We start from the raw sequence: 20,780 nt of genomic DNA on the forward strand, positions 1-20,780 counted from the left end.
CCCGGCATAGCACTCTTTTACCGTAAGTTACAAAGCATTCAACCCTGTTACGCACATGCGAAAGAACCCGAAACACTTATAGAAACACTGTGTAATCCTTTGTGGACAACGGGTTCCACAATCGCGCTACCAGGCTTTTTAAGCAACAGATAATTTTGGGGTGATTGCTCTCATGGGCCGGTTTGCTCTGCCGAATGACACGGATAGGGGGCCTATTCCGTTCGAATCGCATTACTTTCGCAACTGCGATAGGATGGTTCCATGGATGTTCCAAGCTGCAGATCAAAACAAATGATCAAGGACGCGGTCTTCGAAGGCGCAATTCCGGGAGGCATTCCAAGTGCCGCGGCACCGCCTTTTCCGCTTCATCGGCACGTCCGTCGAAAATCGCTGATAAAGGATGCGGTGTTCCGGAAAGACTTGTTCAAGTCCACCGGATTCGGCGAGGATCATCGGATCCTGGAAGATAAAGTCGACCCCCACCGTCGCGCACCCTGCGCAGATCGGAATTCGACATGGTCTGCAGATGCGGCCGGCAAAATTGGCTTCACACTTTGTCACTTTGATCTTTTTGGGCCGCCGCCGCATGACCCGTCTGGTCGCGCCAGCACTCGGATCCAGCGCTCCAGCATGGCTGCAGAACGAACGGCTGGCATCTGCACTGCTCAATGTTTCGCGCTGTCCTGACCCGGGGAGGCGAAGACGAAATGGAGCTGGCCCGACTTGATGGAGGCGCGCTCAATCAACGCCTTGTGCTCCTGCCGCATTGCCTGCGTCCGTTCCCTGAACGCCCTCGATTGCGCCAGGACCGCCTGCGTTCTCTCGGTAATCTCATCAATATGTCGCATCATCAGCCTCTTGAAACCTGGGTGGCGGAGAAGTCAGATCAATTATGTTCACTATATGTTCTATTTTTGTCGAAACGTCAAGACAGGCCCGGGAGCCGGTAAAAAATCTCATAGACAGGCAATTTTCGGAGATAAAAATAACGGTTTTCGCAATGGTGCTGCTAGAGAGATTTGAACTCTCGGCCTCTCCCTTACCAAGTATGTTCTTAGTATTACTTAACATACCGTTTTCCTTTCACTATTTTCAACTTCACTTTCACTGTCCCCGGATTTTCCCCAAGGAAGCGAGTTTATGGAGGCCGCAAAATTAGACACGTTCACGTGTGCATAACGCAAAACCATACGTTCGGATTTCCACCCACCAAGCTTCATAAGCGCGATTAGATCGCGGTTTGCAGCGTAGTGCCATGTCGCCCAGGTATGCCGGCAATCATGGGGAGTGAACTTTAAAATTCCCGCCCGCCGGCACGCGCCGCTAAAGCCTGTCTTGATCTGGCCGCCCCCATCTTCTTTCACCTCGTAAGGCCTTCCCTTGTTCGTGAGGAAAACCGCACCCTTACGATGCTTGAGGTTTGCGAGCGCTGCGACGACGCCGGGATGCAGCGGAACACCGCGATCGTCATCTGTTTTAGTGTCGAGGAATGCGACATGCGCGCGAGAAAGGTCGATATCCCGCCAATCCAGATACAGTGCTTCTGACAACCGTGCGCCCGTGTAGAGCAGGAAGATGACCAGCGGCTTCAGGTGCGGCGAACATGCGTTAATCAGCTCGCTTGCCTCGTCTGGCGTAATCCAGCGGACCCGGCCTTTCGGTTGCTTGGGACGCTCTATCATCGGCCGATCACAAAGCTTGTCCTTTGCCGCGTGATTGAGGATGGCCGATATGGGCGTATAAACCTGTCGGTTCCGAGTGGCCGGCGACGCAATGGGGTAGAGCTTCATAGCCGCACGGTCGATTGCACGCTGATCGATATTGTCCAACGTCGTAGAGCCAAAGTGCTTGGCAACGATATCGACGAACCGACTATCGCCGCCAGCTTCGAGATAGGTCACGCTGGCTTCAAGGAACGTCGTTGTTTTTCGCACGCCATGGATACCACGGTCGAGGATTTCCCCCTCCCTTTTGATCCGGATTTCTTCCGCCCTTTGCCGGTCGTCAGTGCCTGTAGTTTCATCAACAGTGACGCCTCGGAGGGTGCCGCGGAGATACCAGTTTGTTCCGCCGTAGCGGTTCGCAACGACTTTAATTGGCATGGCAGCGCCTCGATTAGAGCTTTTACATCGGCATCGGAAAAGATAACACGGCGGCCCGCCTTGCGGCCGAACGGATGTTCCTTGAGGAGATCCTGCAGCTTTCGCCGGGAAATATGGAGGGTCGCGGCTACGTCGTCCAGCGTGTGCAATACGGGCAGCGCCATCCGCTATTTCCCCCTTATCACGCGATCGAGATCGACCTTGCGCATCTTGATCGTCGAGCTGGCTCCGCCCGCCTGAAACGTCTTCAGTTTCCCGTCGGCATGGTAGCGCCGCACCGTTCGTGTGCTGCAACCGAGCTGATGGGCAATTTCTTTCAAACTCAGAATACGGTCATTTTTCATCGGACAACTCCTTACGAAGCACATCGAGTGCAGCCATAGCTTCCCTGACTTCGACCCTAAATTTTCGCTTCTCCTCTTCAGAGCCAGCCTCCATCAAAAGCCGCTTTTTCAAACGTGCGGTAGCGACGAGCTTGTCGAGCTTATCGACGATCGCCTGACCTCCGGCCGATAGCTGCGGCTCAAATCCTGCGGTCGCTTCACCACCGCGAGCGTCTTCGTGCCGGGCGTACCAAGAGACCATTCCATTCAAGGTCCAGACTTGGACAAAAGGGTCAACGTCGCTTTTCTTCACAAACTCGAAATCATCCGGAGAGACCCTTACCCCAGCTTCTTCGGCAGCTTCGGTCGTGAACGACATGACGATCTGCCCAATCATTTCGTCCATCGGCACCATTAGGTAAGGAGCGGTCCCGTATTCACTGAAATCAATGACGTGATCAGCGGTATACTGTACCTTGAGCTCACCCGCCTCATTGTAGAAGCAGGAGAAAACTGTTTGCCCTCCAGTGAGAACCAACCCTCTTCTACCAGCAAGCCTTTCAACTGAAATCGTTCGGCAAACGTTGAAGCGACCGTCATCATCACGTGAAACGAGTTCGCGAAAACGCGCTACGACATGATCGGCGATAGGGTTAGCGTCTGCCGGCGCCATTCCAGTCAGCTTTGTCAAATTTTCGATCACGCGCACACGAATGACATCCTGAAGCGAGAAGAGCCATCGGCCCAGCTTGTGCTTCTGACCAATTCGGATCACGTCACGCGCCATCCAGTTACGGAGGTTCATCAGGTTAGTAGTAGATTCACCGACAACCTCTGCCATGGTGAAGCGGTAATCATCAGGGTCCAAAATCATAATTCGACTCTCCATTTGTCACATGACTAACACGGAGTCGATAGAGTTTCAATATGGCACTGGACTCGATTTCGTTAGCGATCATGATTAATATTTTCTTGATCCGTGCAGGAAGTGGTGCGGAGCTTCCGCACCACTGGCCGGGCGTCAGGGATCAGCGATTTTCCGGGCGTTGTAGAGGTGAGCTTGGGCTTCCTGAAGTACAGCTGAAAGAGGCCCACTATAAGCCTTTTCGACGTTCGCAGTGATGAGCAACATCAGCGCTTGTAGTAGGTCATCGACAGCGTCGATTGCATCGACAATATCGAGGCGGTCATCGTTCTCCATTGCCATCAACGAAACTCCCCTCGGTCAGCCCGAAATTCCATACTGCTCATGAACTCGGAGACGATGGAAAGCTGTTTGATTACCGTCGCAAGGCAACGGGCTGTGTCGGACAAGTCTGCCACATGGCTGCCGGCGACATGATTAGCGGGAAGTTCATCAACGACCTGGTCCACAACGCACTGTGCAAGACGGCAGATTGAGGATGCAGCGAGCAGCGCGTCATATGCGGCCGAGATCTCCGCTTTTTCGAGCTTGATTGTCATGATGCAAACTCCTCGATGCGGGCTGCATCGTCCGGCTCCGCATCGCCGCAATCTTCCCCAGCAGCGTCGTCTTCAAGGTCGCAGTCGCCGTCCATCCTATCGAGCAGCGCGATCAGGCGCTCGATATCGTTTTCAACCATCTGTCGAAAAAGCCGTTGATTATTTGCGGGCACATAGCCCCGTTCATGAGCATTCATGTTCTTCACTCGCGGTTTGAAACCGGCTTTCGACAGCCGGGGAAAGCGTTCCACAGGGGGACGCTTTCCAATGCCGGTGACAGACCGACAGCCGGGGGGTCGAAACCTGCCGCGAGACAGGTCGAACGATTTTAAGGTTGCCCTCTGGACATAGCGTTCGCCCCCGGCCATATTGGTCGGGTTGCAAACGCTCGCCAAAGCGTTGCCATGCGTCAAGAGCCACCGAGGCTCTCACGCCTCAGCAGATCCTTCGACGCCAATCGAGGTTCTGCTTATCGCGGTCAGGGTTTCGACACCCACTGACCATGCTGCCTGATTTGTTACCATCTGACAAGCGCACCCTCGCAAAGGGTGACGGCTTGCCGTGAAAGTATTCCCGCCTGGAATACTTATTGGTCGTCACCTGCGACCTTTAAATGTCGTCAGTTGCTACATTTTCTCGTTTGTTTACAACATTCTATAAAATAAAAAATCTGTTATATTGCAATAACTTAGCAGTCTCTGGCATACTTGCCTCACTTGAGCGATGAATGTTAAGCACGGCGGCTAAAATTGCCACCGTGCCTACCCAGGAGAGTGAGATGGAAATTCTAAACATCCCCGTTGTTGCCGGCGAGGCAGTAATTATCGACACCAATTTTGATGCCGCGAAAAAACTGCGGATTTGCCTCCACGACGGCGCGGAACTTGAGATAATCCTGCATCCCGGCAGTTCAGTCTCATTTTTGACTGGGACATCTGCACCGCCTCGATTCATATTGGAAGCCGTGTAAAACTAAGCCGCCCTCTGAAACCACCCGTCGAAAATCTCCGCCGTAAGATAGGTAACATTGTCATGCGCTGGAACGGCACGCAGTTTGCGGACAAGGTTCGCCTTTGCCGATTTGCAGCGGCCGCTGCAAAACTTGGCGGTCGGGCTATTGGCCGTGAAGAGTATCCCGCATTCGTGGCAGCAGCATTCGACGCGACGTTCACTTCTTTTGGCAATGTAGCATGCCGAACTGCAAAAGCGCCCGCCGTTCAGTTTTCGAATATTGCTGCTGCGAAAACCGGTGCTGCAGGTCTCGCATGTCAGTAGCGGCGCTATCCTCTTCGATTGGTGAAGGCATTCCCTTGTGCAATATATCGCTTCTATGGAGCGCGGTCTGAACGGCTTTTTACATTCAGCGCAATCTTTCGGGCGTAGGCGTAATCGCTGGATCATGTTCGCCGCCTCGCTGTAGGCGGTGCTTTCGAAGCGGACCCGCGTTAGACTGCGCTGAACGATCGCGGAGCGAGCACACTCTTCTGTGCAAAATTTCCGAGTGCCGCCGAGGTTTCTCAAATCATCTTCAAGGGGCGCTTGGCACCATGAACAGAAATCCGGAGAGGCCGAGTATTCCCGCTGCCCTTCGATCCACGAGGGGCGCTCACCGCCGAGATAGCGTAGAGCCTCTGTCACAAGGCTTGCAGCCTCGGCATCGGCCGATGCCCATTGATGGCCGGCAAGACACAATGACGATCGCAATCCGGCTCGAACCGCCCCCTCGTTCTCGAACGGCGAAAATCTCCATTCTCTCATCGTATCGAGGATCGAATCCACCATGATGACGCGTTCGGTCTTTTTGAAGACGGGCGCAAGTGATATTGGCCGTCTTGGCCCATGGCGATAGTCCGTATATCCGGCGGTCCACCCCTTTTGGAACAGCTTCTGTTTAGATCTCGTATTGCTCCACCAACCCATATCGTTCACCCAAACATTGCGTCAAAGAGGCCGCTCCACATCGGCTGATCAAGCGGTTTCGGCATCCTCTTTGTGCCGTCCTCCGCCGGCGCCGTTCGCTTCATCGTGGATTCGAGATAAACCTCGTCCATGGCTCGCAAGATTTCGACATGGCGCACATCCATCGGAATTCGGTGAAGGTCGCGATAGGCCGCGATCTCCACGAAGCTGATCGGGTTCGGCCCGGCGGCATGGTAGCTGCGGGACCGGCTGAGGTCGCAAAACCACGCCCACAGCATTTGACCACCAGCCGGAAGCCGCGGCTTCCCGCCGCTTTCCAGGCGTTTCCGGAGTGTCTGGCAAAGTCGATCCGACAGGTTCATCGGCGCACCCTCGGTGCTTGCGCACCCATGCCGCGCAGCGTTTTGTTCAGAGCCGAACCGGGACGCCGCGCCTCGCTCGCTGCAATTTTCGAGAAGGTGACGTTGACCTTTTCATTGCCATGCGCGTCTTCCTCCTCCACGACAGTCGTGCCGGGCGGGGCGTTATAGACATTGATCTGACGATTGACGGCGCGTTGCTGCGGCTGTCCCATGCCACCACGCATATCCAGCTGGACGGGAATGCGCCGGCCGTCTGGCAAAGGCACCGCCGCCTCCGGTCCTGCCTCTCCGAAGATCGCGGGACGGTCGGAAATTCCACCTTTGGCAAACATGCCTATCCCGCCACCAGCTGCCCAGGTTGCCTGCGCGCCGTTCGGCACGAACGCACCGCTGAACATGTTAGCGAGCCAACCGCCGATGCCACCGCCGCCGCCGCCCATTGAAGCCAGTCCGGCGAACATATCGTCGAACACTCTGTCCAGAAGCCTGTCTGCGAGACTTTCAGCCAGGCGGGTAAGTGCGCCCTTCAAGGCGTCGGCGGCAGAAGCTCCCTGCATGAGGTCCTGGACAAAACCCTTGGCTACGCTTTTGCCGATTGCACCGAACTCCGCCGCGGCATCCTTCAATTCCTGTTGCCGTTCCGCGAGGCGCACGGTCTGCGCTTCCGCAGCCGCCATCTCGGCAGCGAGAGCTTTCAGGCTGTCAATCTGTGGTGGCGAAAGGGTGATGCCGGCGCTCTTGGCCTCGTTCAACAACTCTTGCTCATAGCGAAGGCGGGCCGCCGCTGCCTTTGTCATGTCGAGCGCCCGGCCTTCCAGGCTCTGTTCGGCGATAAATTCGCGAGCCTTCGCCATGATGTCGTCATAGGCGGCGCCGCGCTCCTCAAGGTCGCGGGTCTTGTCTGCCATCGCACCTTTGCGGGCGTCGGCATCCTCGACATGCCAATCTTCGTTGCCAAGCGGGAAGGACAGCCCAAATTGACCGGCGTTCTGATGCGCCCACTGCTTTGCCTGATCCGAGCCATAGCCAAGATCGGCCGCGTTGCCCTTGTTGTGCTGGCTGTTGCCCGGCGGCGCCACCCATTTTCGAGCCGCCTCCACCGATCCATATTTTTCCAGGGCCTGTTGCCAGAGCTGTTCCTGCCGTTCGACGGAACGGAAACCGCTGTTGATGGTGACCTGGCCCTTGAGGTGATCGGGAAGGTTCTCGATCATCTTCGTCAGCTTGGCCTCGAATGCCGAAGCCAGTCCATCCACATGCGCCGCACCCCGGCCGGGCGCCAGATAGTTTCGCAGGTCAGTGTCACCGGCCTTGGTCGAGGAAGATGCGCCCGGCGTCGGCGTGGCCGGCAGGCGCCCGCCCTTTGGAATATTCAGCCCCCGCATCTGGTCAGCCTGCTGCAGCAACCTCGTCCGCAAACCTTCCGTGGTTCGGCGCTTCAGTTCATTCTCAAGATCGATGATTTCCTTGCGAAGGTTGGCGATCCCTTCGCCGTGCGCGCCATCAACCACAAACTTCGCCATGTCGGAGCGCTCGGTCTTGGCGAGAAGGTCCCTCTTGTCCTGCAGCTGCGTTTCGATCGTGGACTTCGAGCGCTTGTCAACGTCGTTCAGCATGTCGATGAACGTGCCGAGCGAACTTGCGGCGTCCACGATCGCGCCCTTCAAGGCACTCCCGACCGTGGTCACGATCGTCTGGAACTTGCGATCGACCTCTTCGGCCTTTTTGATCATCTGTTCATCCATGACGATACCGAGATCGTTGGCGGCCTTGATGGTGTCCCTGATCCCGGCCTCACCCTGCGCGATCAGCTTGACGAACTGTTCGCCGCCGCTCCCGCCGAACAGCTCGTCGGAAATGCGGATCTGTGCGGCCTTGTCGAGACGTTCGAGCTTGCCGATGATCTCGGTGAACAATGCGGACGGGTCTTTGAGTTTCTCGGCAAGCGTCCTGGCATCATATCCCAGGCGCTGGAACGATTCCGCAGCCGAGCCCTGCCCCGTCGAAATGAATTCGTCGGCGCGCAGGTTGAGTTCCTTCAGGCCATCGGTAAGCGCGTCCACGCCGATGCGGTTCTGTTCGGCCACATATTTCAGCTCCTGGAAAGCCTTGATGTTGACGCCGGCAATCTTCGCCTGGTCGCCGATTTCGGCCACGCTCTGCGCGACCTTGCCGAGCCCGCCGACGATCCCGGCAAGACCGAGGCCGGTAAGCGAGCCGACAAAGCCGCCGGCAAACGCCTTTCCAAATGTGCCGATGCGGGTCGAGGTGGTCGCCAGAGCCTGGTTGATGCGGCTGGTCGATCGCGCCATGTCGGCTTCCATGACCCGCGTGGCCCTGGACGATCCGGCCTGCAGCTGCTGATAGGTTCGAGAGCCCGTGCGCTCAGCCTTCTGGAAATTCTTTTCGAAGTCGCGAATTCGCGCCTCGAGCGACACGACCAGGCGTTCGGTATCGTCAGACATAAGACCACTCCTCTATGTCACCCTCGAAAGTCTCGTAGCTGGAAACGCCGCTGTCGCCGGCGGCGCACCGCGCCACGGCCATGGCGGTCGCAACCGCGCCATCAATCTTCTCGCGGCTCTTTCCCTTGTGGAAACTCTTGTTCCCGGCCTTGTCGATTTCGATCACGATGTTTTCGAAATTCCACCGAAGAACGGCATGGCCGCCATGAATGAAGCGCCGGCCGACAATGGCGCGCTCCAGTTCCTTCACCGCCGGCGCCATCGTGATCCAGCCCTGCCGCATCTCGACGGCTGGCAAGCCCTCGTCGAGCAAGGTGTTGAGCGTGTTGCGGGCGAGGTGAGGATCGAAGGCGATTTCACGGACATTGAAGCGGGCGCAGATTTCGCGGATCTGATCCTCGACATACCGGAAATCGACGACATTGCCGGGCGTCGGGGTTATCAGATCCTGTTCGGCCCACAGCGGATAGGAAACCTTGTCGCGCTCGCCACGTTCCCGCAGCCTCTCCTCCGGACAGAAGAACCATGGATGGACAATGAAGCCGTCTTCACCATTGCGCCAGGCGGCGACAATGCAGGTGAGATCGGTCGTGGACGACAGGTCAACACCAAGCCAACACGGTTGTCCTTCCAGCGCGTCGAGATCGACGGGGAAGCTGCCTTCGTCATAGACCATCATATCAACGAAAGGATCAGCCGAACCGTCCAGCCACATATTGAGATTAAGCTGCTGGAATGCCGAACGCTCGGCCGGGATCTCGGCCGCTTCGCGTGCCAGCTGGCGCAAGCCGGCGATATCGGGATATCCGTAGGCAAGGCCGGGATTGGCCGCATACCAGACCGCCTCATCCTGCCAATCGGCATCACGTGGCGTTTCGAACAGGACCGGCAGCCAGGTCGGATCGATGACTTCGCCGCGCGCCACCTTGCGGGCATAGTCGTAGAATTCGAATGCGAGGTTCTCCTGTCCCCGGCCGGCGGTGCTGATCACCATCAACAGCGAGTTGGGAACCTTGACGAGACCGCTCTTGATCGCCTCCCACAGATCGCGTTTCGGCCATGCGTGCAGCTCGTCGACCAGGGCAAAGACCGGCGTATGACCGTGGGCGGTTCTCGCATCGGCCGAGATCGCTTCGAAGAATGACCCCTTTTTCGGGTTCTGGATACGATTCTTGGAATCAGTGAGGCGCAGCTTGCCGTAAAACCGGGCCTCGGCTTCGATGATCGAATAGGCCTCGGCATAGGCAATGCGCGCTTGCGACCGATCGGACGCCGCCACCATGCTTTCGCCATGAGGAACGCTCTCCGGGCCGATCGTGTGGAGCAATGCCAAGGCCGCGCCAAGGGATGTTTTGCGGTTGCCGCGTGGCAGGAGCATTGCGACGGTGCGGATGATACGCCGGCCGTCCGGATGGCGCGGCCCGTAGATGGCGCGCACGATGCGTTCCTGCCATGGCGAGAGATCGAAGGCGAGGTTCGGTAGGGTCGATTTAGGATGCTTTAGAAGACGCAGGAACTGGACGGCCCGTTCCCCGTAGCCGAACGGGTCGTCGATCGGCGTGTCGTCAAAAATCCATGAGGTCACCGAACAGGTCTCCCTCTGCACTCGGCTCCCGGTCGCCCTTCATCTTCGGCCGGGACCGCGACGCCGGCGTCAGGCCCAGCTCTGCGGAAAGGCGCAACACAGCCGACTGTGCCTTCCCGAGCATGCTGGACGCCGGGTTGACCTTGAGAATGCCCTTGCCGCCATCGATCAGCGGCCCATGCTTGTCGAGCGCCTCCTGTGCCTTGCGCATGTTCCACAACGCCATGATGTAGGCGTCGATGGAACCGCTCATCGCATTGGTCAGCATTTTCCGGCCGCGTAGATCCTCGCACACATCAAGCCAGTCCGGATGCATCTCAGCCGGGATATGGGCTGGAACAGGGGAGACCTCGGCCTTGCCGCCTTCGATCACCTTGAGGTCGGCTTTGCGGCCCTTCGTGCTCACGACGGCCTCCATTCGATTGTGCGGAGCTCAAGCCCCTTGCGCCGCCGGATCTCGGTTATCTGTCGGATGTTGTGCAGCCGGCCGTCGAACAGCACGCGGTCATCGGTCGCTATTCCGTCGAGGAACCGAATGCGAAAGATCGTGACGGCCTCGGTGTTCTCGCCACTGGCGCGAATGAACTCCTGCGCGCTGGCTTCGATGATCTCTGCGCGAACGGTCGCGACATCGCTCCAGACAAAGGACGGCGTACCGGCGGCATCGATGCTTTCGGTGGAGCGTTGCACGGTGATCGTGCGGTCGAGGCGCCCGGATCTCATGCAACCTCCTCGGCAAGCGTCTCGATCGTCAACACGCCATGGCTCGTTTCCCCATCGGGATCACGCATGAACCGTTGGGAAGACACGCGGCAATCGACGCAATGAAAGGACGAGCCGAGATTAAGGCGGCCGGCGCGCAGCGCGTTGCGCATCGCCCAGGCGATCGCCTTGACGCCAGCCGTCGAGGCCTCGCGCTTCCAAAGGTGAATTGTCGAATAGACAAGGTGGCGATCTCGCTTTACCGAATTGCCATCGTCAACCGTCTGATCCTCTCCGAGAATGATGGACGGATCGGGCGCCGGCCGGGCATTGCGGTCGAGAATGTGATTGGCGGGCACCAGGGCGGACACGGCCGGGGTGGACGTGAAGCGGGCGCGCAAGGCGATCTGGACGGCGAGTTCGACGCTCATCATTTCCCCCAGTGATCGCGGACGGCCTTGCCGATCGCACGCTTGATGCGGTTCGTGGCGCGCTTGCGGTTGAGGCGGAAGCCAGGCCAGAAGAACGGATGTGCCGGGGTGTCGCTCGTCCCGTACTCGACAAGGTGCGGATAACGGACATCGGTGTTGCCAACGGTGATCACCGACTCCAGAGGACCGGACACGCGGCTCCCGCCGGGCTGCGAATAAGGTGGCGTCGCCTGCCCCGGCGCGGTGACTTCGATGCTTTCCTTCAGAGCGCCGGTATCTTCCGGAGCGAGCGAGCGCATGACGGCTGCAGTTTCCTCGGCAGATTTTATTATCGCCGGCTGCGCAGCCTCCCGCACGGCCAGCGGTATAGCCCGCATGCGCTGTTGAAACCGGGAAAGGCCACCGTCATTCGACATCGAAGCTGTACTCCCGATATTCTCGAATGATGTCGTCGAGGCCGTTCGGCAGGTTTTGCGAGGAGAAGCCGACAAGCACGGCCTCCCGGTTTTCGTACCAGTGCGCGACCAGCTGCAGGATTGCTTCCTGAAGATCGGCCGGTACACCATCGGGATAGGCTGTCTCCATGACAAAGCCCAGGCGTCGATTGATGAAGCTTTCGGCAGCATCGATCTTGCGACCGATCAGATCGTCGTCGGTATCATCGACGATGTTCAGATGCTTTTTCGCGGTCGCAAGATCGATGATCATGGTGGCTTACTCCGTTAGGTCGCCGACGCGTCAACGCGAAGGATGTTGGAGTTGACGGCCAGAGAGAAGTTCATTTTGCGAACGTTGTTCGCGCCCTCATAGACTTCCTGCTGGCTCATGACCTTGGCGATGTAGTAGCGAACACTGTTCTTTGGCGCGCCGCCCGTCGCCGGCTTGTCGTTGAGTTCCACCTTGAAGGCATAGTCGTGTGGCGTCCGCTCTGCCGCGATCATGGCGATCTGCCCTTCGTCGAGCGGGTCGGCACCGCACACGATTTCCATATTGCCGGCCGTCCTGGTCCCCTTCAGAACCTTGTCGCGCGCTTCGCCGATCAGTTCGATCGGCACGGCCCGTGACGCATCTCCGAGCGAGCCCATGCTTTCCATCGACGTGACTTCTTTGAAGCTCGCTTCAACTGCCGTAAAATCGGCCGCGACGAAATCGCTGTTCTTTGCGGCGAGAACAGACCCTATGTAGAGTTTGCTGCCGGCCGTGGTGTAAAGGCTCATGATGGCTTCCTTTCTTGCCGCTCCTGTGCGGCGTCGATTGCGTTGCAACGCTGGCACCCCGGCCGCCAGTTGGATTTCACCATGCGAAGATCCGGCCGGGCGCGGATGCTCTTGACGTGCATGACGACGCAAGCCCCCGCTCCGCATCGGCACAGTTCGTTTTCCGGCAGGGCGAGGAAGGCACTGGCCTCCCGCGCCCATTCCTTGTCGTAACCGCGCTTTGCGGCGGCCGGGCGCTTCTCGTCGAAACGGGCCTTGCGCTCCCTCGCCATGCGCTTGACTGTGGCGCAACGCTCGCCCGACGGGTGAGCCTTGCCGCAGTAACCGCAGACAGAGGGAGCGCGAACCGGCATCAGGCGACCGGGCGTTCGGCGGCGTGACCCTTGATGGCGATGACGCTGGCAAAGATCGATGTGCCGCCACCCTTGGTCAGGACGAGACGCACCCACCGCTTGAAGCCGCGATAACCGACCTTCGCAGTCGAGCTTGCCGCAAGGTTGCCGGCGATCGGCGCCTGATAGTGAGCGGCGGCGACATCGGCATAGGCCGAGTCCGTGTCCGACTCCTGCAGCTTGACGGTGAAGGCTCCAGCGCCGGTGATAGCCCCGGTGGCGATGACGAAGGCGACACTGTCGAAGCTGAGAAGGTCGATCCCGGCGCCGTTGGTGTTGGCGGCGATGTCTGCAGGAGCGACGGCCTGCACCACGCCTATATTGTGAACGATGTCTCGCATCTGAAAATTCTCCGGTTGAGGTGATCAAGTCGCCAAGTTGGCGACTTGAAATGAGGAGTCGCCAAGTTGGCGAAAGCTTCGCCAACTTGGCGAAGCTATGCCGCTGCCATTTTGAGTTTGCGGACGGCCTCTGCGAGGGTCGGGCCACCACCGACGCGACGACGGGCGTGGAAGCGAACCATTCCCTTTGTCGCCTGGGTGTAGGGGTCGCGAAGGATCGACATGCCGATGCGGTCATAGATCCGGTAGGCCTTGGCGAAGTCACCGAACCAGATCGGATAGGTGCCGTTCGCGATATCGGGCATGGTTGGATCTTCGATGATCGGGCGACCGAGCAGCGTGGACGGCTGGCCCTGCTGGTAGGACGGCTGCCAGAGGAAGTTCCCCTGTCCATCCTTCAAGGTCATGATGACACCAAGCGTGGTGTTGTTCATCAGCCAGGAAGCGTTGCTGCGATACTGCGCGGGGAGCGAGTACATCAGGCCAACGAGCTTGTCGGCGCTAAGGTTCGTCGCGTGGCCGTTGACGACTTCAGTTACGCCGGCCGTGCGCTGGACACCGAGGGGCTTCTTGGCGCCGTCACCGTTCGAGAAGGCCGATCCTTCCTTGAGGGCGAACTCCTGAGAAAGCTCGGAGGCGACTTCGCTGTCGATGTTGATGGCCGAGTCTTCCAGAAGACGAAGGCTGACATCGATGTAGCAGGCCAGTTCGTGCATGGGAATTTCGAGCTGACCATAGGTCATGGTCGTTTCCGAGCGTTCCTCGTCCTCACCCACCCAGGTCGCCGTTGGCCGGCCGGTAAGCTTCGGCAGGATCACGGAACCGGCGCTTGTGGAGCCGACGCGAACCGCCTGACGGATCGGGGAGATTTCGAGAATGCCGCGGATAACTTCCGTCTGAAATTCAGCCGGCGCAAGATAGCCGCCTTTCGTGTCGTCACCGACGATCAGGGCGCGGACTTCATCGGCCGGCATGCGATCGTTGCCAAGGCGCAGGAAGCTGGAAAAGGCACGACGCTCCAGCGTGATTTCGCCTGGCGCGTTACCGCCGCCACCGCCCGGCCGGTTCATGCGGGTTTCGATATCGGCAAGCTGCGTTCGCATTTCGGCAATGCCGGTGAGCTGCGTTTCCGTATTGGTGCGGAATTCCGTGAAGCCGGCGCGCAGCTCCTCGACGGTTCGTGTGGCGACGGCCATCGGATCGTCATCGGGCTCAGCCCGGGTTTCGAGCGGCCATCCTGCCATCAGGCTCGACGCCACGCATGCAAGTGCAATCTTCGTCATGTTATTTCCCTTTCGCGATGAGAGCGCATTTTGCCTTCCGGCATGCTTCGATGAAGGCCGCTGCGCTCTCGGCAGAGCGGCCGTAACTGCGAACCGAGGTGATCCGGGCGTTGCCCGCCGATGGCATGCCGACCAGCGAGATTTCGCGAACGTCCAGGGCGGTAAGAATGCGAACGCCGTCAGCGCTGCGGCGGCCAACCGGCGCGCGAAACCCGATCGACAGGCCATTGAGAGCGCCGGCCTTCAGGAGATCGTAGGCTTCACGTCCGCGCGGCGTGGAAACGACGAGCTGACCACGGACAAACAGGCCCTTGTCGTCCTCGCGGATTTCAGTCCACACGCCGATAATCGCGCTGGTGTCATGCGACCACAGCATGACGGGACGGGTGCCAGCGGCACGGTGATCCAAAAGCGACTTCTGGAATGCGCCGCGCTGGACGATTTCGTTGTGGCCGTTGCGCTCGCCCCAGACCACGGCATAGCCGGAAAACTCGCCGGCTTCGTTCGGCGCTTCGAAACGCAGGGCAAGGTCGAGGTGATCCATCGTCACACCTCCGGCCGGAAGTTGGCGCGGTCGCCGGCGAAGGCATCGACCTGTGCCTGTATCCAGGCGCCGGCACGGAACACGCGAAGAATGTTCTTCTGTCCGAAGGGCAGCGGCTCGCCGCCCTGTTTGACATCCCAGCGCAATACGCATTTCGCCAGGCTGTTGAGCCGCGCCGCCTCGCGCTGTTCGCCAGAAACCTTGCCATCGTCGTCGGCCGCATCCGCCAACTCGTCCATCATTTCGATGCGGGAGCGGCGCTGGGTGTCGCTGTCAGGGCCGACGATCCAGAATTTCATGTCGGTCTGTTCTCCAGTCCACGGGTTGACGATCGTCAGTTCCCGGCCGCGATCCTGATCGGTCACATTCGCCAGCACGTCATTCAGATCCATCGCCGGGCTCCTCGGTCTTGTCGTCGATCGGCGGGCCGCCGTTGTGGCCCACGCCCGGCGCGTCGGTGTTGATGTGTGGATTGCTGAAGGTCTCGCCGCCGGCGTAGGGCGCGAGGTCCAGCCAGGAACGGCCTTCGTTCGGGTTGATCACCTTGGCGCTGATCAGGCTGGAAATGGCCGTGGCGCGGGCCGTCAGATCGGCGCGCGTCAGGTCGTCGCGATCGAACATGATGCGGTAGCGAAGCCGATCCTCACGCGACAGAAGCGCCCGCGTGAGAGCGCTTTCGAGCGCGCGCAGCCACGGCTCAAGTGTGTAGGTCAGGAACTCGAAACCCATCTGTTCGGAATTCGACCAGGTCGCGCGGTCAAGCTCGAACAGCATCGAGGGCGGGACGCGGAAGGCGCGGGCGATTTCGAGGATCTGGAAAGTGCGCAGTTCGAGGAACTGGCTATCGACGCTGTTGAGCGACATCTGCTTGAACGTGGTTCCGTCCCAAAGGATCGGCGTCTTGCCGGCGTTGGCAGAGCCCTCCTGCGAGAGCTTCCAGCTGCGCAGCATTGACTTGACGGCCGCGTCGCCAAGTGGCTTCGGCGTTTCGATCACGCCGCCGGGACGCGCCGCATTCTTGAACAGGTTGCCGGCGTGCCGTTCCATTTCCTTGGCGACACCGATCGCCTCGGCAGCAAGGGTCAGCGGAGATCGATCGAACGGCCCGCGAACATGGATCACATTGCGTCCGTCGATGACGCGGCCGTCGAGGCGGTATGTCGGCTCGCCGGTCTGCGGATCGTAGGCAACCGACATGGCCGAGGGCATGTAGCGGATGACTTCGCGGATATCGCCGCCGATGCGGTTGACCCAGGCAAGACCGCCCCAATCGCGCGTCAGGGCGTCGGCCGCAAGGTCGCGGATCAGTTCGAAACCGCTTGTCCAGCTGTTGGCATCGCCGCGCAGGAGGATGCCGACAGGGTGATTTTTGTCCTCGGTTTGCGTACCGTCCTCGGCCCGCTCCATGATCCGGATGTCGAGCGTCGCGGCGGCCTCGGAAATGACGCGAACAGCGGCGGCAACCGCCGGCACCCGAAGCGCCGATGCACCCGAAATCGCAACCGCCCCGGTCGCGCTCCCGGTCCACAAAGCTTCCATCACAGCGTCGGGCGCCGACAGCGAAGCATCGCGTTGTTCGATCGGAGCGGAGCGGGAAAACGGCCAAATCTTCATTCCGATTTTATGCCGGAAAAAATTCTTGGCGGGAATTAGACAAATGCGGACACTCAAAACTGAGCTAAGCAATTGTATTTAAGAGAAAAAACCTCTCAAATAGGAAAATTACCGAGCGTTGGACCCCCCGCCGGTCCCCGATAAAGGTGGAAAGATCAAGACCACCCCCCGCCATCGGGTAGAGTCGCCAAGTTGGCGACTCTACCCGGTTTTCAAACGGCCAAGTTGGCCACTTGATCCCGTCACGCCGATCTCATCAGCTTCAGTTCGCCAAGTTGGCGATCTGATCTCTGTCTTGCGCTCATCAGCTGCCGCATTCTCCCTTTCATAAGCCCTCTTTGCCGCAGTCGGCGTCCTCTCTCCGTTGTTTCTTGTTTTATTTATATCTGGATTCATCGAGGGGTGGACTTCTTTGAACCCTATCGCACGCTTGATCCAATCGACCCATTCTTGGCATACAATCCGGATGATGTTAGGCAGGCTCTTCTGCCCTTTGACAGGTCGATAGCGTACCTGAATGTGCCCGAGCTGGCGCGCGCGACGCAGCGCGTTCTGCACTGTGGTACGGCACACACCAGCAGCAGCCGCGATTTTGTCGAGCTTCATGTCACAGAAGCCATTTTTCTTCACTTCCAGACCAATGAGCACCAGTGCGGCCGCTTCGCCCGTCGAGTAGCACTCGCGCACCGAGGTAGGCAGGGAGGTCGCACCGCCCCATGAACGCTTCCGCTTCATGGACGCCACCTTGTCAGGTGACCGTTGCCACTTCCTGCCGAGCAGCATCTTGACGCCCCGCGCCATACGCCCCAACGCCGGCATCGCGCCACGGCTAGGCCCACACGTTCGACTGCCGTCCTCAAAAGCACAAAGCGCAACAGGATCGACTGGTCTCATATCTTTGATGACGCGTCGGAGGGCATCCGAGATCGTGGCTGTGCTGCCCTCTGGACGTGATTGAGCGGCCCGCGAATGATATTCTGCGAGCCACGTTGCGTGTGAACGATCCATCAGCGCGACCCCTTATCCAGGAGCTTGCGCTGCGCAGGAGAGAGCCGCTTGAGCGCTGACGCCATGAGTTTTTCGCGCTCTGCGTCTAAGGCTGACATCTGATTGGGCCGCGCATTGTCGTAGTTGAGGCGTGCGGCTGCTTCCTTCTTCTTCCGAGCCTTGTATCGCTCGTTAGACGCCTTTCCCATCAGCTGATCCTCGCATACTGCAAGGCATGAGCCTGTTTCAGGGCTTCGATCGCTTGCAAAGATGTGAGATTGAAGCGCTCGCGGACGATCGGGATGAGTGCCCCGGTGCACTCATTTCGGTGCTGGCTTAGCCAAGATGCAGCAACTTCAACCGGACCGGCGTCAGAACGTTCGCAGAACGTGCCCCCCGGATTTTCCCCGTATCCGACTGGGGAATGTCGTTTTGTTCTGCCGTTAGCTGCCGGGGAAAGGGGAGTGCTCTTCACCTCAACACCTTGCTGTGCAGGGTGTTGAGTGGTGCTGCTAGGCGGTCTCGAACCGCCGGCCTCTCCCTTACCAAGGGAGTGCTCTACCCCTGAGCTATAGCAGCATCCTGCGGCGGAGCAGTTGTCCGGCGCGAGCGAGGGCCTATTGCCACAGCTTGATAGCGAGCGCAAGCTGCAAATCTCAGTTTTCACCGCAGCGGGCCAGCGAAAGCGGAGTGGGGCTTCCGGACGAGGGGGTTTTGCGGTATTGCGGCGTGATGCAGAACAATGATGACGAAGCGGAAATCTCAAGCGGCCGCAGCGGGGCAGGGCGGTCACTCGCAAAAGAGCGCAGCACCGGCAAGGAAGCGCATGGGCAGGAGGCCCTGCGGCAGGCGCAAGCGCGCCGCGAGCGAGCCGCCAAAACCTTGCGTGACAATCTCCTGAAGCGCAAGCAGCAGGGTCGGGCGCGCCGCGCGGGCAATGCCGACGAGACGTCCGGATTGCCTGCTGCAAAAACGGACGGATCTGACGAATAATGACCGAGGTGGGCCGGCGCCTACCGACGTTCGGCATCTCTTCAATTTGCTTCTCATTTCACTATGCTTCCTTTATGGAGGCGCACGCTCTGAAGGACGGCAAGGCTCCAACCGCCGGCCAGTCTCTGAAAACCGGAATGTCAGGAAAGGCGGGCGCCGCCCGTAAGGTACCCCATGGATCGCATCAGAATTACCGGCGGCAACGAGTTACGCGGCGTCATCCCGATCTCCGGCGCCAAGAATGCCGCCTTGCCGCTGATGATCGCATCGCTTCTGACGGACGATACGCTGACGCTGGAAAACGTGCCGCATCTCGCCGATGTCGAGCAGTTGATCCGCATCCTCGGCAATCACGGCGCCGATATTTCGGTCAATGGCCGCCGCGAGCGCCAGAGCGAGGTCTATTCCCGAACCATCCATTTCACCTCGCGCAATATCGTCGATACGACGGCGCCCTATGAACTGGTCTCGAAGATGCGGGCGAGTTTCTGGGTCATCGGCCCGCTTCTGGCGCGTGAGGGCAAGGCGCGTGTCTCGCTGCCCGGTGGCTGCGCGATCGGCACACGCCCGGTAGACCTTTTTATTGAGGGCCTGGCGGCTCTCGGTGCCAATATCGAGATCGACAGCGGCTATATCAACGCGACCGCGCCGAAGGGCGGGCTGGTCGGCGCGCGTTATGTCTTCCCGAAGGTGTCGGTCGGCGCCACCCATGTGATGATGATGGCCGCGACGCTGGCCAATGGAACGACGGTGATCGGCAATGCCGCGCGCGAGCCGGAAGTGGTCGATCTCGCCAATTGCCTGATTGCCATGGGCGCCAGGATCAGCGGTGCGGGCACGTCGACGATCACGATCGAGGGCGTCACCTCGTTGTCGGGCGCGCGCCACCGTGTGCTGCCGGACCGTATCGAAACCGGCACCTACGCCATGGCCGTTGCCATGACCGGTGGCGACGTCGTGCTCGAAGGCACGAATGCCCGGTTGCTCGACACCGCGCTGGAAGCGATTCGCCGCGCCGGAGCCGAAATTACCGAGACCGAAACGGGCCTTCGCGTCGTGCGTAACGGCGGCGGCATCAAGCCTGTCGATGTGGTGACTGATCCCTTCCCGGGTTTCCCGACAGACCTGCAGGCGCAGTTCATGGGATTGATGACCCGGTCTTCCGGCATTTCCCATATCACCGAAACGATCTTCGAAAACCGTTTCATGCATGTCCAGGAACTCGCCCGCCTCGGCGCCAAGATCTCCCTGTCCGGCCAGACAGCGAAGATCGAGGGTGTGGAGCGGCTGAAGGGCGCGCCCGTCATGGCGACCGATCTCAGGGCCTCTGTGTCGCTGGTCATTGCCGGATTGGTCGCCGAAGGCGAAACCATGGTTTCGCGCGTCTATCACCTCGACCGTGGCTTCGAGCGGCTGGAGGAAAAGCTCAACAATTGCGGCGCCAATGTCGAGCGTGTCAGCGACTGACGACGCCATGGAGAGGGTGCTTGCGGTTGCGGATTTCACGGCGGCACCCTATCTCCTTGCCATGACGGATGCTGTGTTTCAGCGGCAGGTGAAGGGATGATCGACATGGACGCTTTGAAGTTGATGGGGCTGGACGCCGAGGATCTTGATATCGTGTCCGCGCATGTGCAGGATGCCGTGTGCAAGGTGTCCGGGCTTTCCTATGTGCCACGTCTGCGCCAATTGTCACTGGTGATCAATCGCTTCGTCTGGGAGACGGCGGAAAGCCGCGGCAATGCCTTCGAACGTCGCCGCAGCGTGCTTTTGTTCAAGCGTGTCAATGCCGTGCGTTCCACCGGGTTTAACCGGCAGGATGGCGAGCAGGTTTTGTCGCTTCTGGCCATCCAGTTCGAGCAGAACGGCGAGGGACCGGACGGAACCGTGGAATTGGTGCTGGCGGGCGGAGGCTCTATTCTGCTTGATGTGGAATGTATCGAAGTGCAGCTTGCAGATACCGGCGGCGCATGGGAAACCGGATTGAAGCCGCGTCACCCGATCGGCGCGTGATTGCCAAGCTGGCTGCGGCTGACCGTGCCTTCCATCCACGAC

Annotated in this window: 30 protein-coding genes, 1 tRNA gene and 1 pseudogene; 6 read left to right on the top strand and 26 right to left on the bottom strand. The window is 59.4% G+C overall.

Annotated features, from left to right (window positions below):
• Positions 1–261: 261 nt before the first annotated feature.
• Positions 262–687, top strand: a complete 426-nt coding sequence (locus tag PY308_RS04215; protein ID WP_275788532.1) for a hypothetical protein — start codon at positions 262–264, stop codon at positions 685–687.
• Here the strand turns inward: PY308_RS04215 and PY308_RS04220 are convergent.
• The 8 genes and pseudogenes from PY308_RS04220 to PY308_RS04250 all read right to left on the bottom strand — a co-directional run bounded on the left by PY308_RS04220 (position 666) and on the right by PY308_RS04250 (position 4,140).
• Positions 666–851, bottom strand: a complete 186-nt coding sequence (locus PY308_RS04220; protein ID WP_275788536.1) for a hypothetical protein — start codon at positions 849–851, stop codon at positions 666–668. The genes PY308_RS04215 and PY308_RS04220 overlap by 22 nt on opposite strands.
• A gap of 213 nt (positions 852–1,064) precedes the next feature.
• Entirely contained in the window at positions 1,065–2,102 is a 1,038-nt protein-coding gene (locus PY308_RS04225) for a tyrosine-type recombinase/integrase (protein WP_275788538.1), read from the bottom strand.
• Positions 2,103–2,167: 65 nt separating this feature from the next.
• Positions 2,168–2,266: pseudogene (locus tag PY308_RS22935) on the bottom strand (hypothetical protein); the annotation flags it as partial.
• A gap of 3 nt (positions 2,267–2,269) precedes the next feature.
• Positions 2,270–2,446, bottom strand: a complete 177-nt coding sequence (locus PY308_RS04230; protein WP_275788541.1) for a helix-turn-helix domain-containing protein — start codon at positions 2,444–2,446, stop codon at positions 2,270–2,272.
• Positions 2,436–3,299 (bottom strand): MerR family transcriptional regulator, encoded by an 864-nt coding sequence (locus PY308_RS04235; RefSeq protein WP_275788543.1) that lies wholly within the window; start codon positions 3,297–3,299, stop codon positions 2,436–2,438. Before PY308_RS04235 ends, PY308_RS04230 begins: the two co-directional genes overlap by 11 nt.
• A gap of 147 nt (positions 3,300–3,446) precedes the next feature.
• A complete protein-coding gene (locus PY308_RS04240) occupies positions 3,447–3,632 on the bottom strand; it encodes a hypothetical protein (RefSeq protein WP_275788546.1) in 186 nt (61 codons plus the stop codon).
• A complete protein-coding gene (locus tag PY308_RS04245; RefSeq protein ID WP_275788548.1) occupies positions 3,632–3,889 on the bottom strand; it encodes a hypothetical protein in 258 nt (85 codons plus the stop codon). The genes PY308_RS04240 and PY308_RS04245 overlap by 1 nt, the downstream gene beginning before the upstream one ends.
• The gene (locus tag PY308_RS04250) at positions 3,886–4,140 is read right to left on the bottom strand and encodes a hypothetical protein (protein WP_275788551.1); all 255 of its coding nucleotides are present in this window, start codon (positions 4,138–4,140) and stop codon (positions 3,886–3,888) included. Before PY308_RS04250 ends, PY308_RS04245 begins: the two co-directional genes overlap by 4 nt.
• A 527-nt stretch (positions 4,141–4,667) precedes the next feature.
• Between PY308_RS04250 and PY308_RS04255 the strand changes: the two genes are divergently transcribed.
• Positions 4,668–4,859 (top strand): hypothetical protein, encoded by a 192-nt coding sequence (locus PY308_RS04255; protein WP_275788554.1) that lies wholly within the window; start codon positions 4,668–4,670, stop codon positions 4,857–4,859.
• Between the two features lie 62 nt (positions 4,860–4,921).
• Positions 4,922–5,164, top strand: coding sequence for a hypothetical protein (locus PY308_RS04260; RefSeq protein ID WP_275788557.1), 243 nt, complete (start codon positions 4,922–4,924; stop codon positions 5,162–5,164).
• Positions 5,165–5,814: 650 nt separating this feature from the next.
• Here the strand turns inward: PY308_RS04260 and PY308_RS04265 are convergent.
• The 18 genes from PY308_RS04265 to PY308_RS04350 form a co-directional block, all read right to left on the bottom strand.
• Positions 5,815–6,171, bottom strand: a complete 357-nt coding sequence (locus PY308_RS04265; protein WP_275788561.1) for a phage tail assembly chaperone — start codon at positions 6,169–6,171, stop codon at positions 5,815–5,817.
• Complete coding sequence (locus PY308_RS04270) at positions 6,168–8,636, bottom strand: M15 family metallopeptidase (RefSeq protein ID WP_275788563.1); 2,469 nt, start codon at positions 8,634–8,636, stop codon at positions 6,168–6,170. Before PY308_RS04270 ends, PY308_RS04265 begins: the two co-directional genes overlap by 4 nt.
• Complete coding sequence (locus PY308_RS04275) at positions 8,629–10,221, bottom strand: terminase large subunit (RefSeq protein WP_275788566.1); 1,593 nt, start codon at positions 10,219–10,221, stop codon at positions 8,629–8,631. The genes PY308_RS04270 and PY308_RS04275 overlap by 8 nt, the downstream gene beginning before the upstream one ends.
• Positions 10,202–10,627: a phage terminase small subunit P27 family gene (locus PY308_RS04280; RefSeq protein WP_275788568.1), complete on the bottom strand. Its 426-nt coding sequence runs from the start codon at positions 10,625–10,627 to the stop codon at positions 10,202–10,204. Before PY308_RS04280 ends, PY308_RS04275 begins: the two co-directional genes overlap by 20 nt.
• Positions 10,624–10,944 carry a phage head closure protein gene (locus PY308_RS04285; RefSeq protein ID WP_275788570.1) on the bottom strand — a complete coding sequence of 107 codons (321 nt, stop codon included), beginning with the start codon at positions 10,942–10,944 and terminating at the stop codon, positions 10,624–10,626. Before PY308_RS04285 ends, PY308_RS04280 begins: the two co-directional genes overlap by 4 nt.
• Positions 10,941–11,354: a DUF3168 domain-containing protein gene (locus PY308_RS04290; protein ID WP_275788572.1), complete on the bottom strand. Its 414-nt coding sequence runs from the start codon at positions 11,352–11,354 to the stop codon at positions 10,941–10,943. Before PY308_RS04290 ends, PY308_RS04285 begins: the two co-directional genes overlap by 4 nt.
• Complete coding sequence (locus PY308_RS04295) at positions 11,354–11,770, bottom strand: HK97-gp10 family putative phage morphogenesis protein (RefSeq protein WP_275788575.1); 417 nt, start codon at positions 11,768–11,770, stop codon at positions 11,354–11,356. The genes PY308_RS04290 and PY308_RS04295 overlap by 1 nt, the downstream gene beginning before the upstream one ends.
• On the bottom strand, positions 11,760–12,062 hold the full coding sequence (locus PY308_RS04300; protein WP_275788579.1) for a head-tail connector protein: 303 nt from the start codon (positions 12,060–12,062) through the stop codon (positions 11,760–11,762). Before PY308_RS04300 ends, PY308_RS04295 begins: the two co-directional genes overlap by 11 nt.
• A gap of 14 nt (positions 12,063–12,076) precedes the next feature.
• A complete protein-coding gene (locus PY308_RS04305) occupies positions 12,077–12,571 on the bottom strand; it encodes a hypothetical protein (protein ID WP_275788582.1) in 495 nt (164 codons plus the stop codon).
• Positions 12,568–12,924 carry an endonuclease gene (locus PY308_RS04310; protein ID WP_275788585.1) on the bottom strand — a complete coding sequence of 119 codons (357 nt, stop codon included), beginning with the start codon at positions 12,922–12,924 and terminating at the stop codon, positions 12,568–12,570. Before PY308_RS04310 ends, PY308_RS04305 begins: the two co-directional genes overlap by 4 nt.
• The gene (locus tag PY308_RS04315) at positions 12,924–13,304 is read right to left on the bottom strand and encodes a hypothetical protein (protein ID WP_275788588.1); all 381 of its coding nucleotides are present in this window, start codon (positions 13,302–13,304) and stop codon (positions 12,924–12,926) included. Before PY308_RS04315 ends, PY308_RS04310 begins: the two co-directional genes overlap by 1 nt.
• 95 nt (positions 13,305–13,399) lie before the next feature.
• Positions 13,400–14,587 (bottom strand): phage major capsid protein, encoded by a 1,188-nt coding sequence (locus tag PY308_RS04320; RefSeq protein WP_275788589.1) that lies wholly within the window; start codon positions 14,585–14,587, stop codon positions 13,400–13,402.
• 1 nt (position 14,588) lies between these two features.
• Positions 14,589–15,131: an HK97 family phage prohead protease gene (locus PY308_RS04325; protein WP_275788592.1), complete on the bottom strand. Its 543-nt coding sequence runs from the start codon at positions 15,129–15,131 to the stop codon at positions 14,589–14,591.
• Between the two features lie 2 nt (positions 15,132–15,133).
• Positions 15,134–15,523: a hypothetical protein gene (locus PY308_RS04330; protein WP_275788593.1), complete on the bottom strand. Its 390-nt coding sequence runs from the start codon at positions 15,521–15,523 to the stop codon at positions 15,134–15,136.
• Positions 15,510–16,745: a phage portal protein gene (locus PY308_RS04335; protein WP_275788595.1), complete on the bottom strand. Its 1,236-nt coding sequence runs from the start codon at positions 16,743–16,745 to the stop codon at positions 15,510–15,512. The genes PY308_RS04330 and PY308_RS04335 overlap by 14 nt, the downstream gene beginning before the upstream one ends.
• 201 nt (positions 16,746–16,946) lie before the next feature.
• On the bottom strand, positions 16,947–17,480 hold the full coding sequence (locus PY308_RS04340) for a hypothetical protein (RefSeq protein ID WP_275788598.1): 534 nt from the start codon (positions 17,478–17,480) through the stop codon (positions 16,947–16,949).
• Between the two features lie 272 nt (positions 17,481–17,752).
• The gene (locus PY308_RS04345) at positions 17,753–17,941 is read right to left on the bottom strand and encodes a hypothetical protein (RefSeq protein ID WP_275788600.1); all 189 of its coding nucleotides are present in this window, start codon (positions 17,939–17,941) and stop codon (positions 17,753–17,755) included.
• 295 nt (positions 17,942–18,236) lie between these two features.
• Positions 18,237–18,311, bottom strand: a tRNA-Thr gene (locus tag PY308_RS04350).
• A 153-nt stretch (positions 18,312–18,464) separates the two neighbouring features.
• On the opposite strand from PY308_RS04350, the gene PY308_RS04355 reads away from it, so the two are divergent.
• The 3 genes from PY308_RS04355 to PY308_RS04365 all read left to right on the top strand — a co-directional run bounded on the left by PY308_RS04355 (position 18,465) and on the right by PY308_RS04365 (position 20,738).
• The gene (locus tag PY308_RS04355) at positions 18,465–18,725 is read left to right on the top strand and encodes a hypothetical protein (RefSeq protein ID WP_434064238.1); all 261 of its coding nucleotides are present in this window, start codon (positions 18,465–18,467) and stop codon (positions 18,723–18,725) included.
• Positions 18,726–18,899: 174 nt separating this feature from the next.
• A complete protein-coding gene (gene murA / locus PY308_RS04360) occupies positions 18,900–20,192 on the top strand; it encodes a UDP-N-acetylglucosamine 1-carboxyvinyltransferase (RefSeq protein ID WP_275788606.1) in 1,293 nt (430 codons plus the stop codon).
• A 105-nt stretch (positions 20,193–20,297) separates the two neighbouring features.
• Positions 20,298–20,738: a DUF2948 family protein gene (locus PY308_RS04365; protein ID WP_275788609.1), complete on the top strand. Its 441-nt coding sequence runs from the start codon at positions 20,298–20,300 to the stop codon at positions 20,736–20,738.
• Positions 20,739–20,780 lie beyond the last annotated feature (42 nt).

The sequence above is a fragment of the Pararhizobium gei genome (assembly GCF_029223885.1).
In the GTDB taxonomy this organism is placed as follows: domain Bacteria; phylum Pseudomonadota; class Alphaproteobacteria; order Rhizobiales; family Rhizobiaceae; genus Pararhizobium; species Pararhizobium gei.